Below are 15041 nucleotides of genomic sequence, written 5' to 3'. Positions count from 1 at the left end.
TCACACCGCCCCGGTTGTCCGCGGGGAAACCGCGCGTGAGGATGTCCCAGTGGATTCCCGCGCAGGGAGGACCAGTTGACCGATCAGTGGGTGGCTCTTGAGCCGGGAGCCGACCCAGGCGAAAGAGTTCGAGCGCTGCATCGGGCGCATGAGACGTTCACGACCGTCGGCACCGTTCCGCGCCCGGTCCGACCCGTGGTGGCCGAGTCATGGCGGCGCAGTGCGCGGGCCGGCGTGGGGCCCGACGGCACGGCGAGCGTGGAACTGACCGATGACGACCTCGGCGCCTACCGCGCCGAGCACCCCCTGGCCCAGGTCATGCCGCTGGTCCGGGAACTGGTGGGCACGTTCGCCGCCGACGGCTCGCATCTGCTGGCGGTGTGCGACGCGCACGGCAGGCTGATGTGGGTCGAAGGGCACGCGACGACGCTGCGGCTGGCGGACCGGATGAACTTCGTGGCGGGTGCGCGCTGGTCGGAGGCGGCTGTAGGCACCAATGCGCCGGGCACGGCGGTGGCCGTGGACCGTCCGGTGCAGGTCTTCGCGGCGGAGCACTTCATAAGGCGGGTGCAGCCGTGGACCTGCGCGGCCGCGCCGATCCACGATCCGCACACCGGCCGGGTGCTGGGGGCCGTCGACATCACCGGAGGGGACGGCCTGGCCCATCCGCACAGCCTGGGCTTCGTACAGGCGGTGGCACGCGCGGCCGAGTCCCAGCTCACCCTGCTCACCCCACCGAGGCAGACGGAGAACAGCATCACGCTGAGCGCCCTGGGCCGGGACGAGGCGGAACTCCGCCTAGGAGGCGGCCGCAGGATCAGGCTGAGCCGTCGGCACAGTGAGATTCTCGTGCTCCTAGCCCGCCACCCCGAGGGCATGTCCGGGGACGAGCTGCTGTGCGCGCTGTACGCGGACGAGTCGGTGACACCGGTGACGTTGCGCGCCGAGCTGGCCAGGCTGCGTCCGCTGCTGCCACCCGGGCTGCTGGCATCCCGTCCGTACCGGCTGTCCCTGCCGGTCGAGTGCGACGCGACGCTGGTGGAGCGGCAACTGGAGACGGGTGCGCTCACGGCCGCGGCACGGGCGTACCGGGGTCCGCTGTTGCCGGGCTCCCAGGCACCCGCCGTCGTGCGGCTGCGGCGTCGACTCGCGAGCGCCCTGCGGACGGCGCTGATCACCCGCAGCGACCCGGACCTGCTGGCGGACTGGGCGCACGCACCCTGGGGCGAGCACGACCTGCTGGCCTGGCAGGCTCTGGCGGCAGTGCGGCCGACGGCTCCCGTGCGGGCACGACTTGCGGCGCTGGAAGCCGAACTGGCCGTATCAGGGCTGCCGAGCCGCCGCTCCGACGTCCGCCGGACTCCTTGGGCGACCAGCGGTGCAACATACTCGCAACGTCCGCCTGTCTAGCCTCACGACGGGAGCTGCCCAACGGCGGGCAGCGCTGCACCGGGAGGCAGACCAGCATGACCCGTTACGCGACGCCCGGCTCCGAGGGCTCGATCGTCTCCTACCAGCCGCGCTACGACCACTTCATCGGCGGGGAGTACGTACCGCCGGCGCGCGGGCAGTACTTCGAGAACCCGTCGCCGGTCAACGGGCAGCCGTTCACCGAGATCGCGCGCGGTACCGCGGAGGACGTCGAGCGGGCCCTGGACGCGGCGCACGCGGCCGCGCCCGGTTGGGGCCGTACGTCGGTGACGCAGCGTTCGGACATCCTGCTGAAGATCGCCGACCGGATGGAAGCCAACCTCGAAGCCCTGGCGGTGGCCGAGAGCTGGGAGAACGGCAAGCCGGTCCGCGAGACGCTGGCCGCGGACATCCCGCTGGCCATCGACCACTTCCGCTACTTCGCGGGGGCGGTCCGCGCGCAGGAGGGGTCGTTGGGCGAGATCGACGACGACACCGTGGCGTACCACTTCCACGAACCGCTCGGGGTCGTCGCACAGATCATCCCGTGGAACTTCCCGATCCTGATGGCCGCCTGGAAGCTGGCACCCGCGCTCGCCGCAGGCAACGCGGTCATCCTCAAGCCCGCCGAGCAGACCCCGGCGTCCATCCACTACTGGATGAGCCTGATAGCCGACCTGCTGCCGCCGGGCGTGGTCAACATCGTCAACGGTTTCGGCGTGGAAGCGGGCAAGCCGCTGGCCTCCAGCGCTCGGGTGGCGAAGGTGGCGTTCACCGGGGAGACGACGACCGGGCGGCTGATCATGCAGTACGCCTCCGAGAACATCAAGCCGGTCACGCTGGAGCTCGGCGGCAAGTCGCCCAACATCTTCTTCGACGACGTGTGGGCACACGACGACGACTTCCGGGACAAGGCCCTCGAGGGCTTCACCATGTTCGCGCTCAACCAGGGCGAGGTGTGCACCTGTCCCTCGCGGGCGCTCGTCCAGCGCGGGCACTACGCCGACTTCATGGAGGCGGCCGTGGCCCGCACCCGGCAGATCAAGCCGGGGCACCCTCTCGACACCGACACGATGATCGGCGCCCAGGCGTCCAACGACCAGTTGGAGAAGATCCTCTCCTACCTGGACATCGGCCGTCAGGAGGGCGCCAAGGTCCTCACCGGCGGCGAACGCATCGAGTACGACGGCGAGCTGAAGGGCGGGTACTACGTCCAGCCGACCATCTTCGAGGGTGACAACCGTATGCGGATCTTCCAGGAGGAGATCTTCGGCCCGGTCGTCTCGGTGACGTCCTTCGACGACTTCGACGACGCGATGAAGATGGCCAACGACACGCTGTACGGCCTCGGCGCGGGCGTCTGGACCCGCGACATCAACACCGCCTACCGCGCCGGCCGCACGATCCAGGCAGGCCGCGTCTGGACCAACTGCTACCACGCCTACCCGGCCCACGCGGCCTTCGGCGGCTACAAGCAGTCCGGAATCGGCCGGGAGAACCACAAGATGATGCTGGAGCACTACCAGCAGACCAAGAACGTTTTGGTTTCATACAGCCCGAAGAAACTTGGGTTCTTCTAGGGTTGCCTGGAGGCACCGATGCGCTCCAGGCAACCCGACACGATAGCTACCCAATACAATCAGTCGGGTTCTTCTAGTTACTCTCTGGCGCCCAGTGGAGTTCCACTCGGACCAGTCACGGACCAAATTTGTGCTGGAGAACGTCACCCCGCGAGCCGCACCCGGCGTGAACAAGGCCGTGTCAGTGCCGCATACGCCGGTGGCGTCCCTTGAAGGACACCGTTGGCGAATCCAGTGCTAGTAGGGTCAGATGCGGGTGAAGCGTACGGTCCTGGTGGGGGCGAGCGGTGTTTCGGTGAGCCATGCGTCGGTGCGGATGACCACGGCCTGCGAGGCGATCCGGTGTTTGACCGGCGCTCCGACCTTCGCCCACCTCCTCCGTGATCTTGGGCGACCGGGAGCTGCCCGAGGTCGTCATGAGGCGATCGCATCCGGGCGACCAGCAACCCAGGGCATCCCTTGTCGGGGTTGGCTTGGGGATCCATCCGGCCTGCCTCGTCCCTCATTCGCCACCCACCACCGTATCCCCGTCGAACCGCAGCGCCGTGACCCGCGACTCGCCGACCCAGTCCCGGAGGGTGTCCAGTGCAGCGGGCTCAAGTTTCGTGGTGAAGAGGATGGCCAGGTGCTCTCTGGCCCGTGAGCATGCCACGTAGAACAGGTTGCGTGCCCTGATGAACGCCTCCAGTTCCTTGTCCATCAGTTCGTCACGCCGGGAGAAGTTAGCCAGCATCTCGGGGATCTGGAATCGGGAGTGTCCCTTGCTGACCACGGCGAGGACCCGGTTGAACTCCATTCCCTTGACTCCGTGTTGTGTGGCGAAGGGCGTGCCGCCGCCGAGGTGCTCGTTCAACGCCAGCAACTCCGCGTACGGCACATGGCGCAGTTGTTGGTACTCCTTCGACCGCGCCACCGCCCGGGCTTCGGCCTTGTCGTCACTCACAGCCTGCGGGTCGGTGCCGGATGGTGACACGGCCTTCCGGTGACGCTCGCGCACCTTCCCCAGGCCGTCGAAGAGCTGCTGCTCAAGACAGAGGTCGAGGACGTCGCCGACCGTTCCAGTCTTGCGGGCCTCCCCCAGTTTCGTCAGGAACGCCATCCATTCCTGCTTGTCGGCCGACGAGTTGATGGGTGGGCGGCCACGGGGGTCGAGTGCGTCGAACATCGCGCCGTAGCGCTTGTTCCGGTGGTGGAGCAGGGCCGGTTCCAGCGTGTCCATGAAGAAGGCCATGGCGTGGTCCTCCTTCCTCACGTAGGAATCGTTGCGCCGAAAGGCCCCGTGGAGCTTCTGATATCCCAGTTCGCCGGCGATCGTCTCGTGCGTGAGCATGAGGATCTTCGTGCTGGGCTCCTCCGCCCGCGCCTGGGCATCGTGACCGGATGCCCCGGTGCTCCATAACCGGTCGCGGACGTCGTCCAGTACCCATTTCCGAGCCGCGTGGGCCGCGTCCCAGCCGAGCTGACCCTTCCGGTGGTGAGTGAGCCTCGTCCCGGCCCATTCGTTGGTGTGATAGACGGCGACGGTGCCCTCGCCAACTCCTGACGCTATGGTCTGCGTCAATTCGGGACGCATCGTGTTCAGGAGGTTCACGACGGCGCGCTGCGAGCGCCGATTGCGCCGTCTGAAGACCGGTGTCGGGCGGGCGTCCTCGAGTGCCCCGCACGCGTTGTCGTAAATCTGCTGCCAATGGTCCCCGAAGAAGCCGCAGAGGGGGCCGCGCGCGGTGGCCTCATCGCCCGGCGTGCCCAGCATGGCCTCCGCCAGACCGGCGGGGGTGTCCTGGTACTCGTCCACGAAGACGATCGGGAACCGGTCGGCAGCCAGGGCCCGGAACTTGGGAAGGGCGAAAAACGCCCTCGCGAGGATGGGCAGATCGTTGTGACCCAGCTGCACGCGACGGCTGTCGTGGTCCACTTTCTGGAAGCCGGTGCTGTACTCGACGGTGTAGCCGTCCAGTGAGGTGTGGCCCTCCATCTTCGACAGCATGATGTCCAGCTCGACGATGTGGCGCAACAGGTGCTTGCGGAAAGGGGAGAGCAGCTGCCACAGGAAACCATGGATGGTTTCGGCGAACACGTACGGGCTGCGGTCGGTACGGCTGATGATCTCGTCGCGGGCCACATTGGTGTAGGTGACGCAGGCGATGCGCTGGTGGGGCCGCGGGAGGTAGCGGGGGCGGTCAGCCAGGATGCTCTGGAGCGCCTCGATCAGTGAGCTGGTCTTGCCCGCGCCGGCACCGGCCTCCACCTTGAAGTGACGGCCCGCCTGGAGAGCCGTCAGGATCGTGTGCGTGACATCTTGCGCCTCGGTCGTCACTGGACGTCCACCTTCGTCGCCGTCCCGTCCTGTGCCATGAGCCACTCGAGGCCGCGCCTGATGTACTTCGGGACCTGCCAGTCGTGGTCTCCGAGGACGTGGTCGAGGGCGAAGTCGACCTTGCTGCGCCTGGTCTCCAGGCTGCTACGGGCCTGTTGTTCCAGTTCCTCGGCGGGAGCGGCACCCGTGGGGATACCGAACAGGCCCCGGTTGGCCAGCGCGAAGGCGTCCTCGAAAGTGCGGCCGCACGGACCGCCGGGCTCCTCCGGCACCTGGTAGGCGAGGCACATGCTGCCGCCGGCGATCGGCGGGTCCGTCTCGGCCCGCTGCAGCAGCTCGGCCACCGTGATGTCGGCCATCTCGGGGGACCACGCCCTGATGGACTGGTTGGACGTGCGTCCGGATTCGGACACCAGGCATTTGCGGATCTTGGGCTCCCTGTCGTCGACGGGATCAAGATCCGTGATGATCAGGGCTGGGATCCCGAGGACCTTCAGCAGCGGATAGAACCTGTGGGCATGCGCCCCGCCGACCTCCATCAAGGTCACGTACTGGTGCTGGGGCGTCTCTCCGGGCCTCCTCGCCGCCAGCTTCTCCTCCGCAGCCGGGACGAAGATACGCTCGCTGGCGCCCTCGACGAGGATGGCCTTGTCCGCGAAGTAGAGGTCGGCCCGGGTGAGGGTCAGGTACTTGCGGAGGAACCTCTCGTCGCCGGTCACCTGGGACAGGTCCTTGATGAAGGTGCGGGCCGGCCCCGGCTCGCTTCCGCTCTCCACGGTGTCCTCCTCCTTCCGGAAGTACCGGATGTCGGAGAAGTGTCCTCGGTTGGCCACGTGTGCCGAGTGGGTGGTCACCACGAACTGAGCGTTCCACCGGGGGCTGCTGTCGATTGCGGTGCTGCTCTCCTCGACCGCTCCCTTTTGCCCGGGCATCGTCGCTCTCATCTGCGCGTCGATCCGGGGGAACAGATTGACGGAGTACGTGAGTCGCTGGATGAACGCCTCCTGCATCTGCGGATGCAGATGGGCCTCCGGTTCCTCCAGGAAGACGAGATGGATCCCCGACTCGGGAGAGGTCGCCGTGTGGTCGCGGTAGCAAGTGAAGAGCCTGAGCAGAATCATCACCAAGTTCCGCGTACCGAGGCCGTTGTACGACTCCGGGAACCGCACACCGGCCACTCCCGGATAGTGAATGCGCGCGAAGTTCCTGAGCAGTCTCTTGGAGTCCAGCCGGGCGGCCGTGACGAACTCCTGGTTGGCCAGACCCGGATAGCCGAATGCCTTCAACGTCGGCGCCACCCGTTCGCGGACCTTCTGGAGGCTGCTGTCGAGACTGCCGGAGGTGTCCACGAGTGTCCTGTCGATGTTCGCGGCGAGCTCCTCCAGCCACGTCGCGTTCTGGCTCTTCTCCGCTGCGGTCAGCAGTTGCTCGAAGACCGCTCCGATTGGTGCGGCATGCCCGTCGCTCTCGTCGTCCAGCCCTCGCTGCGCCTCGACGAAGTCCACCCTCACCAGGGTGCGCACGTCCGCGAGGTCGACCGGTCGGACGTTCGCCTCATCGGTCGGGTCGACCGCCATCACCGACATCTCGAAGTGCTTCGGGATGCCTCTGCCCAGCTGCTCAAGCGTGGCCGTGGCATCCGGCCCCACCGGCACGCCGCCGAAGAACTCCTCCAGCGCACCTTCCCCCAACGCGAAGGCGAACCTGATCACCACCTCGGAGCAGTCGGGATCGAGGTCCACCACGAAGGGGGCCAGGGGTCCGTACTGGCCGCAGTCCTTGTCGTAGGAGATGTGGAGGGTGAGGGTGACTTCCGGAACCGTGTCGCGCGCCTGCTCCGCCTCACCCGAGGCGAAGAGGCGATGGGCGGCGAGGAACTCCTCGTAGCAGTCGGCGGAGAAGTCCTCGATGCGCAGCGCGGCCTTCTTCCTCGCCACGAAGAATTCGAACAGTTTTGCCAGCGAGGTCTTTCCCGTGTTGTTGCGGCCGACGCACAGTGTCACCTTGTCCGTGAAGGAAAGCTCGGTTCTGCGGAGCAGCCGGAAGTTGCGGATGACCGCCTTGGTGAGCCGAGGCGGCACCGGGACTACGGTCCCGTGTGGTTCGGCGGAGCCGTCTCGCGGGCCTGGGATGGCACGCGGATCACTGGGCTGGGTCATCGCGGCTCCTTGCTGCGCTCGTACACACCCTGGGACGTCCGGCGGGAACACACAGCAAAGGAAGCCACAAGCCCCATGAGATGCCGTCACCCCCTCAGGATCTGGGGCCGCATCTTGTCACCATAATTCTCTAAATGCACAGCGGTCGCATTTGATTCAGTTTCGGTCACCTATCGATCTGAATTCACTCCCGAATGTTCGAGATACGGCACCCATGCGGCCACCACCTCATAGGCCGACGGACCGGGTGAGGGATGGCCATGTACGAGGCGCACAGCGTGACCGGTGCTCAGCGAAGGCGTTGCACCAGGAGCGGTGAATGGGTCCGCATCAGGTCCGATGCCAGCCTATGTCCAGTCCCGTCGAGTCCTTGAGGACCTGGTTCAGCGCTTCGACTTGTCCGACGTCGTCGAAGAGGCTGCGGGGAAGGTGGTCGTGAGCGAGAGGGCCGACGCCGTGCAGGATGTCGTCGTACGCCGACGCCACCGCGGCACCTATCAGTAGGTCCGTCGCCTCATCGAGGCCCACGTGCTCCGCCGGCCACCGGTACTCACCTTGACTCACCTGGAACACCGGGAACAGCCACTGCATGTCCCGGTCGGGCTTGATGAACCTGGTCGCTCTCTCGCCCAGGAAATTGACGCCGTAGTGCGAGATCGAACAGACGTCTCTTTCCCGCAGGGCAAGCAGACGTGAAGCGCACATGAGGGACACGGCAGGCGTACGCGCGGACAGGTGCATGGGGGCCGTGGCGGCTTCCCGGAGGGTCGAGAGGTCGGATAGACGGGAAGCCACGCTTCCCATCCGGAGCCCACTGCGCTTGGCCAGCACGTGCTGGAAGTGGACCGTCGCCTCGTGGCTCGGATACTGGAACTCCAGGTCCGTCTCCCAGCCCGTCATCGCCTTGGCTGCCGTCACGAACCGGTAGGGAGGGTAGAGCTCTTTCCAGTCGACGGACGGGTCGTCGGAGTTCAAGCCCGGCACCACAGGGTTCAGTGCGAAGTCGATGAGGGCCAGGACGGTACTTCCGCCGAGGGTGCACCCTGCGAGAGCACGTGCCAGGCGACACGGCATCCCATACTCGCCGTTCAGCACCTCGAGCAAGAACTCGCGCAGCGCCGGGTCAGCTTTCCGTATGAAGGCGCCCTCGAACTGGAAGAGTTCGTCGAGCACCGCCGCGCACTCGAAGAGGACGCGAGTGGTGAGCGGGCCCTCGGAGGTGTGCACGAGCTTCAGGGGCCCGTCGATGCCGACGCGTACGTCATCGGGACACTCGACCATCTCCATGCCCGCACCCTGGCGCCACATGTCTTCGAGGGAGTGCTCCATTGCCGCCCGCGTGTCCCAGGTGGCGGTGTCGAACTCCGTCAGACCCTCCGGGTCCAAGAGGAGGTAGTAGGCGAAGTAGAGGTTGAGCCAATCCAATTCGCTGTATTTCAGTTCCCCCTGGGCGTGCTTGGGGTAGCGCTCGAGGGAGAAAAAGGGGAGTCCGCTGCTCCGGTCCTCGTGGAGATGCTCCACGTCTTGCCGGGGCAGGTGAGAGATCGTGTACGCGGCCAACTGGTCCCTCGTGCGCCGCAGCAGGCTCAGAAGAATGCCGACAGTGGATCCGTGATATCGCGCCCAGTGGCTGCTCTCGTGGACGTAGGTCTTGTGCCAGGAGCCGACCGCCGTCACAAGATCGCTGGTGCGCGTGCGGGTCTGATCCTGGAAGAGGATCTGGCTGCGCAGATTCAACTCGGCGCCGCTCGAGTTCCGCAGACGTGGAGAGTGGACGGTCACCGGTTCACCCCTTCCGAGCCGTCCGCACCCTGGTCGTCGTCTTCCGGTCGAGGAGGCGCCTCCTCCACTGGCCCCCGGTCACGCGCCCGCTCGACCAATGCCTTCAAGGCGTCATACAGGGTGTTCGTGGCCAGTCCGGCGGCGACGGAGATGGAGATCTCCGCCCAGTGGGCGTGGCGTAAGGAGTCGCGCCTGTTCTGCTGCAGGGGCGTGAGGGCGAGAGAGCACTTTCCGGCGAGGTGCTGATCCGCCTCTATTTCCCGTGCTAGCACCTTCAAGTTCGCGGCTTCGCACCGGTATTCAAAGATCGGCATGGCGGGAGCCTACAACTGGTCGCCGGTTCCCGGATCGGGACTCGGACACCGCCGTCTTCGCTGGAGGACCGCGGTAGCGCAACGTCGGGTGAGTTCGCCCCCGGGTGGTCGTTTGAGGCCGGCGGCGACGTGGAGGGCCGGCGCCGGTATAGGCGCGGTCGGCGAGGACAGGGACGCCTTGTCGCTCACAGATCCGGATGATGTGGTGGCCCACGCCGACGCTCACTTTCCAGCAACATACGGCTGTCGTGGGTCGCTTCGGTGACTGATGGCCGGCGCGGTCCGACGCGCCCGTCGCCATCAGGGCGGCACGCGGACACAGGCGCCTGGCGTGGCCGGAGCCATGCGGCGAGCCAGGGTTCCCGGGGGATCGCTTCCGTCTCCGCTGATGCCGGGGCGGACTGCGGACCAGGGTGATAGAGAGATGCCGGTACGACGATCCTCACGGTCGGTGTATGACGGCCCTGAAACCGGAAAGCGGCGACGATGTTCTTCAATGGCCCCGCGCACGTGCGCACCGATGCCACGCTCTTCCCAGCCAGTACCGGAGTCCCCGTCAAGCAGGCTCTGCCAGTCCTGCCGCAAGACTTGGCGCGCGTTGTTCATCACGGGCAGGGCCCCGTACGACCAAACCAAGCACGGGAGGCCATCGGCGTACGAGTGGTGCCACAGGGTGGCGGTCCTGCCCGCCTATCTCAACTGGAGCGATGATCCGATCCGTCGCATCACACGTACCGACCTCGCCCGCGAACTCGACCCCTCCGAGAAGGGCATGCTGTCCTACACCCTGGGGCAGGCCATGTGCCAGATCTTCGCCGAGAGGCAGCTATCCGTCCGGTTCTTCATGCACGTCGCCCGCTACGCCTCCGCCTACAACCTCACCTTCGCCCCCGGCCGGAGCCGGGCGGACTTCTTCGGAGAGCGGACCGTCGGCGGTTATGTCGTCGCGGAAGCCAAGGGCGGCTCAGGCCCGCTGACGAAGAAACTGCGCGAAGCCATGGAGGAACAGAAGAGGACAGTCAAGACCATTAAGGGCGAAGTGCCGAAGATCGCATACGCGAGCGCGGTGCACTTCTCCTCCCCCCATAGCCCCATGCGTCTGACGGCGATCGACCCGGACACAGCCGACCCTCGCGCCGTAGACCTTCCCGTCGACCCGGACCTACATGTGCTGGCCTACTACACGCCGTTCCTGGACGCCTTCGCCCATCAGGAACCACTCATTCTGGGCGACTACGTCGTGGCTGGCTTCGCGGCGCTCGGCGTGACGCTCGGGGTCTTGGCGCCGGTGCTGCAGCGTGTGGAACGGGCGGCTCGACGCAACGAAGTCGCGGGCCTTCGCGACGACATCCTGGGCCTGCTCGCCCGCCACCGGCCTCGCCAGGAGCGCACGCTCTACATCGACGGCACTCTTTTCGCGGCAGACTGGACGGTTCCTGAGGACCGGCGCCGCCCGGGCCGTCGGGACAGCGAGGTGCTCCCCGACTTCCTGCACGAGGCGTTCCGCAGCATGAACGAGGAGGACGACTGGCGAGTGGTGTCCGTGGAGGAGGGGGACCTCGACTGGCGGGATCTGTCCCCTGCCAGGGGCTACATGCCGGGAATCCTCCCCCAGGGTGATCTCCTCGATGGCTGAGGCATGGACGGCCGCCGGGCAAGGGTCATGCAGTGAGCAGCGATCCGTCGATACCCGTAAGCAGCGCCGAACCGTCGGCAGCACTGGGAGAGCTCTTGGACCTGATGGTCGCCCTGAACGAGTCCGTATCGCGAGTGAAGGCTCCTCGCGGCGGGAGCGGCCTGCCGATGTACGAGCTGCCGAAGACCACGAAGAGGACAGCCCGGAAAGGGCTGGGCAAGGAGAGCCCGCGATGAAGCCCGCCGCAAGCTCCTGACGTGAACAAGGCCGTTGTCAGTGCCGCGTGCGATCCTCACCCCGGAAGCGGGCACTTCAGAAGGAGGCCGGGTGGCGACGGGACGTCCGCGGAAGGATCCACGCGATCCGGTGCTGATTCTGCGGGATGCCGGGCTCGAACCACTGGAGCCCTATCCAGGAAGTGATAAGCCCTGGCGCTGCCGCCATGAAGCGTGCGGGAGAGAAGTGTCACCGCGGCTGGGCAACATTGCCGCGGGCCGGCAGGGCGGCTGCGGGTACTGCTCAGGCACGGCATCGATTCCTCCGGAGGAGGCGGTGGAGTTGATGCGCTCGGCCGGCCTGGAACCGCTGGAGCCGTATCCCGGGGCGACACCCCCTTGGCGCTGCCGGCACGTGCCGTGCGGTCGGGAGGTCAAGCCGCGCTACTCGTACATCAAACGCGGAGGGGGACCGTGCCGATGGTGCGCACCGAACGCGCCGGTCGATCCCCACCAGGCCGCCGCGCTCATGAGGTCGGCGGGTCTGGAACCGTTGGAGCCCTATCCCGGGACCGACATCCCCTGGCGGTGCCGCTGCGCAACATGCGGCACGATCGGGACACCCACCCATGGGTCGGTCAAGGGCGGACAAGGGGGCTGCGGCCCATGCGGGCGCAAGAACGCCGGGCAGGGCATCAGCCGGGCATGGTCGCGTCGCCGCGAACTGCCCCGCACGGACGGCGACCGGGCCGCAATTGAGGCGAAGGACTTCGACCTCGAGCCGCTGGAGTCCTACCCGGGACCGAGCGGGCTGTGGCACTGCCGCCACCTCCCGTGCGGCCGAGACGTCGAGATCAGGTTGAGCAACCTCAGGCGCGGCCTTCGGGCATGCCCATACTGCCCTCCCTCCCCGGGTGGCCGACGCCGCTGGCCCGCGGACGAAGCCGAGGCCCTCATGCGTGCCGCCGACCTGGACCCGCTCGAACCGTACGCCGGGCGTCGTGACAAGGCGTGGCGGTGTCGCTGCAACGGCTGTGGGCGAGAGACGTCACCGAGTTTGGGCGGCATTCTGGCGGGCCAAGGCGGCTGTCGGCACTGCGCCGACGTGAGGGGGGCAGCGGGTAGAAAGACCGAACCAGACAGCGCGGTGGCTGCCATGCGCGCGGCCGGGCTGGAGCCGCTGGAGCCCTATGCCACCTCGGTGACTGCGTGGCGGTGCCGTTGCACAACCTGCGGCAACGAGGTCTCCCCGACGCTCATGAAGATCCGTGCTGGTGGAGGATGCAAGTTCTGTGCCACCCACGGCATCGACCTGGCAGGACCGTCGAAGGTCTACGTGATCACCCACCAGGAGTGGAAAGCCGTCAAGATCGGGATCGGCGCCTGCACCGGCTACACCTCTCGCCTCATCCAACACGAACGCCAGGGTTGGCAACTGCATCAGGCCCGTGAATTCACCACCGGCGCAGCCGCCTACGACGTCGAGCAGGCCGTGCTGGGCCGCCTGCGTCAGGCCGGACTCGTTCCTTTCCTCACGAGCGACGTCATGCCGAACGGCTGGACCGAGACCTGCTCCGCAGCCCGCATCACGGCGGCCGAGGTCTGGGCCATGGTCGATGAGGAAACACGGAGCGCAGAAAAACCCTATGCGCCCCGAGTTGGCGGCCGACCACGTGCTGCGGTCCTCATCGACGCGGAGGCCGCAGCCGCTGAGATGCGGGCTTGCGGATACGAGCCACTCGTGCCATATCCCGGCCGCACCAACGCGACTTGGCCCTCGCGCTGCACGACCTGCGGGCACGAGGGGCGTCCTACGTTCAACGCCGTCCGTAACGCGGGCCAGCGCTGTCGCGTCTGCCGGGCAAAGGAGACCCAGGCGAAACGCGCCGCCACGAACGCGCCGAAGGCCCGAGAAACCATGCGCACCGCCGGACTCGAACCGCTGGAACCCTATCCGGGCAGCCAAACGCCGTGGCGGTGCCGCTGCACCACATGCGGTCGCGAAACCAGCCCCACCTACTCCAACGTCAACAGCGGTTCGAAGGGCTGCCGGTTCTGTGCCCTCAACTCGGCAACCGACGAGCGTGCGTCCGCCGAAGTGCGAGCGGCCGGGTTCGAGCCGCTGGAGCCGTACCCCGGCCGCACCACGGACCATTGGCGCTGCCGCTGTTCCTGTGGAAACGAAGTAGCGACGCGCCTGTCCTCCATCCGGTCGGGCACCACCGGCTGCAAGAAGTGCCCCCGATCCGGTGGCCGAACCGATCCCGCGACAGTCGCCGCGGAGGCACGCGCCGCCGGGTTCGAGCCGTTGGAGCCCTATCCGGGGAAGACCACCGACCGGTGGCGCTGCCGCTGCAGGTGCAGCACGGCCATCACCCTCACCCTGACCAGCCTCAGAGGAGGCCGTACCGCGTGCGGAACGTGCTCCCGAGGCGCGACTCGATAACCGTCGGTCACGATGCACCCCGCCGCTGCACCCAGTAGTCGAGCAAGCCCGGGTTCCGTCGTACCAACCTTCTTTAGGAGATCGCTGCCGCCCGACGGCATCCTCGGTATCGGCCCCTTTGAAGATGCGTTCGGCGGATCATGAGCGCCTCGGCGTCCAGCGATGTGCCGACGTCCTGTCGACGGTAGTCGACGTCAGCTGACATGGGCAGGCCGCACAGTCTTCAATGGCGTCATGGCCACGCCGATGCCAACACCCCCGCCTCCGCCCGCCACTCTGGAGACGATCGCGGGTAGCGCCACGCTGGACGAAGTCCTGGAGTGTCTACGCGCGCGGCGGCCGATGTTCCACTCCGAAGCCGATCTCCAGCACAGTTTCGCCCTCGCTGTAGGCGAGGTCGCACCGGATGTCAGGTGCCGTCTCGAGATACCGGTACGCGGAAGCAACGCCTCGGAGTACCTGGACCTACTGTGCCTGGGGCCGGCGAGCCGTACGGCAATCGAGTTCAAGTACGTGACCCGACAATGGTCGGGTACAGCAGGGACGCCTCCCGAGGAGTACGCCTTGCGCGGACACAACGCCCCAGACGTCGCACGTAGGGACTTCCTGCGGGACGTAGCAAGGCTGGAACGCTTCTGCGACCGCGAGGACCAGAACGGGCTGGCCCTGCTCATCACAAACGAGGCGGCCCTGTGGCGCCCCAGGCAACGCAGGATGCCCACCAGGGACGAGGAGTTCCGCATCCACCACGGGCGCCAACTGAGCGGCACCTTGCTGTGGGCCGGCGGTTCCTTCCCGGACAACACCCGAGTGCTGCGCGGTGCCTACACGCTCGCCTGGCGTCCGTACACCCAGTTTGAGGGCCCAAGTAGCGAATTCCGCTACCTCGCGGTGTTCATCACTCCAAACCCAGCACGGCCCCAGTCGTCACACGAGGCGCCATGAACAAACTCCCTAGCATGTCATTGACGCAGCGGCAGGAGCTTGCAGTAATGGCGTCCTTTACGCGCGACCATGAGCATGCCTGGACAGGTCACCTCACCTGACTAACCAAGTCCGTCGAGGATCAATTCGACCTCAGTCCGGGGACGGGGCAGGGCGATCAAGGCGAGGTTGTTGTGGAAGTGCTCTCCAACCGGCCTGCACGCCAACAAGCTTGGGACTGCTGCATGATCGGGTGAC

The 15041-nt window shown here is 66.9% G+C and carries 9 protein-coding genes and 1 pseudogene; 5 read left to right on the top strand and 5 right to left on the bottom strand.

Going from position 1 to position 15041, the window contains the following annotated elements; genetic code table 11:
• Window positions 1-75 precede the first annotated feature (75 nt).
• Together HEK131_RS12515 and adh are read left to right on the top strand one after the other, a co-directional pair.
• Window positions 76-1410 carry a GAF domain-containing protein gene (locus HEK131_RS12515; RefSeq protein WP_244334990.1) on the top strand — a complete coding sequence of 445 codons (1335 nt, stop codon included), beginning with the start codon at window positions 76-78 and terminating at the stop codon, window positions 1408-1410.
• Between the two features lie 56 nt (window positions 1411-1466).
• Window positions 1467-2990: an aldehyde dehydrogenase gene (adh, locus tag HEK131_RS12510; RefSeq protein WP_244334988.1), complete on the top strand. Its 1524-nt coding sequence runs from the start codon at window positions 1467-1469 to the stop codon at window positions 2988-2990.
• Between the two features lie 502 nt (window positions 2991-3492).
• On the opposite strand, the gene HEK131_RS12505 is transcribed toward adh, so the two are convergent.
• The 5 genes and pseudogenes from HEK131_RS12505 to HEK131_RS30275 all read right to left on the bottom strand — a co-directional run.
• A complete protein-coding gene (locus HEK131_RS12505; protein WP_244334986.1) occupies window positions 3493-5307 on the bottom strand; it encodes a UvrD-helicase domain-containing protein in 1815 nt (604 codons plus the stop codon).
• On the bottom strand, window positions 5304-7388 hold the full coding sequence (locus tag HEK131_RS12500) for an ATP-dependent nuclease (RefSeq protein WP_244334984.1): 2085 nt from the start codon (window positions 7386-7388) through the stop codon (window positions 5304-5306). The genes HEK131_RS12505 and HEK131_RS12500 overlap by 4 nt, the downstream gene beginning before the upstream one ends.
• A 408-nt stretch (window positions 7389-7796) precedes the next feature.
• Window positions 7797-9248: a hypothetical protein gene (locus tag HEK131_RS12495; RefSeq protein WP_244334982.1), complete on the bottom strand. Its 1452-nt coding sequence runs from the start codon at window positions 9246-9248 to the stop codon at window positions 7797-7799.
• On the bottom strand, window positions 9245-9562 hold the full coding sequence (locus HEK131_RS12490; protein WP_244334979.1) for a hypothetical protein: 318 nt from the start codon (window positions 9560-9562) through the stop codon (window positions 9245-9247). The genes HEK131_RS12495 and HEK131_RS12490 overlap by 4 nt, the downstream gene beginning before the upstream one ends.
• Window positions 9563-9649: 87 nt before the next feature.
• Window positions 9650-9770: pseudogene (locus tag HEK131_RS30275) on the bottom strand (IS5/IS1182 family transposase); the annotation flags it as partial.
• A 465-nt stretch (window positions 9771-10235) separates the two neighbouring features.
• On the opposite strand from HEK131_RS30275, the gene HEK131_RS12480 reads away from it, so the two are divergent.
• From HEK131_RS12480 to HEK131_RS12470, 3 genes are all read left to right on the top strand, one after another.
• The gene (locus tag HEK131_RS12480) at window positions 10236-11198 is read left to right on the top strand and encodes a hypothetical protein (RefSeq protein WP_244334976.1); all 963 of its coding nucleotides are present in this window, start codon (window positions 10236-10238) and stop codon (window positions 11196-11198) included.
• A 1371-nt stretch (window positions 11199-12569) separates the two neighbouring features.
• On the top strand, window positions 12570-13859 hold the full coding sequence (locus tag HEK131_RS12475; protein WP_244334974.1) for a hypothetical protein: 1290 nt from the start codon (window positions 12570-12572) through the stop codon (window positions 13857-13859).
• Window positions 13860-14093: 234 nt separating this feature from the next.
• Window positions 14094-14804, top strand: a complete 711-nt coding sequence (locus HEK131_RS12470; RefSeq protein ID WP_244334971.1) for a hypothetical protein — start codon at window positions 14094-14096, stop codon at window positions 14802-14804.
• Window positions 14805-15041: the final 237 nt, after the last annotated feature.

The organism is Streptomyces seoulensis, assembly GCF_022846655.1.
Lineage (GTDB): Bacteria > Actinomycetota > Actinomycetes > Streptomycetales > Streptomycetaceae > Streptomyces.
The sequence above is the reverse complement of the archived record's forward strand: the minus strand, read 5'-3'. Positions and strand labels throughout refer to the sequence as shown.

Coding starts and splice junctions, on each gene's coding strand:
- HEK131_RS12470 (WP_244334971.1), top strand. CDS start 14,094: ATGGCCACGCCGATGCCAACACCCCCGCCTCCGCCCGCCACTCTGGAG.
- adh (WP_244334988.1), top strand. CDS start 1,467: ATGACCCGTTACGCGACGCCCGGCTCCGAGGGCTCGATCGTCTCCTAC.
- HEK131_RS12475 (WP_244334974.1), top strand. CDS start 12,570: ATGCGCGCGGCCGGGCTGGAGCCGCTGGAGCCCTATGCCACCTCGGTG.
- HEK131_RS12490 (WP_244334979.1), bottom strand. CDS start 9,562: ATGCCGATCTTTGAATACCGGTGCGAAGCCGCGAACTTGAAGGTGCTA.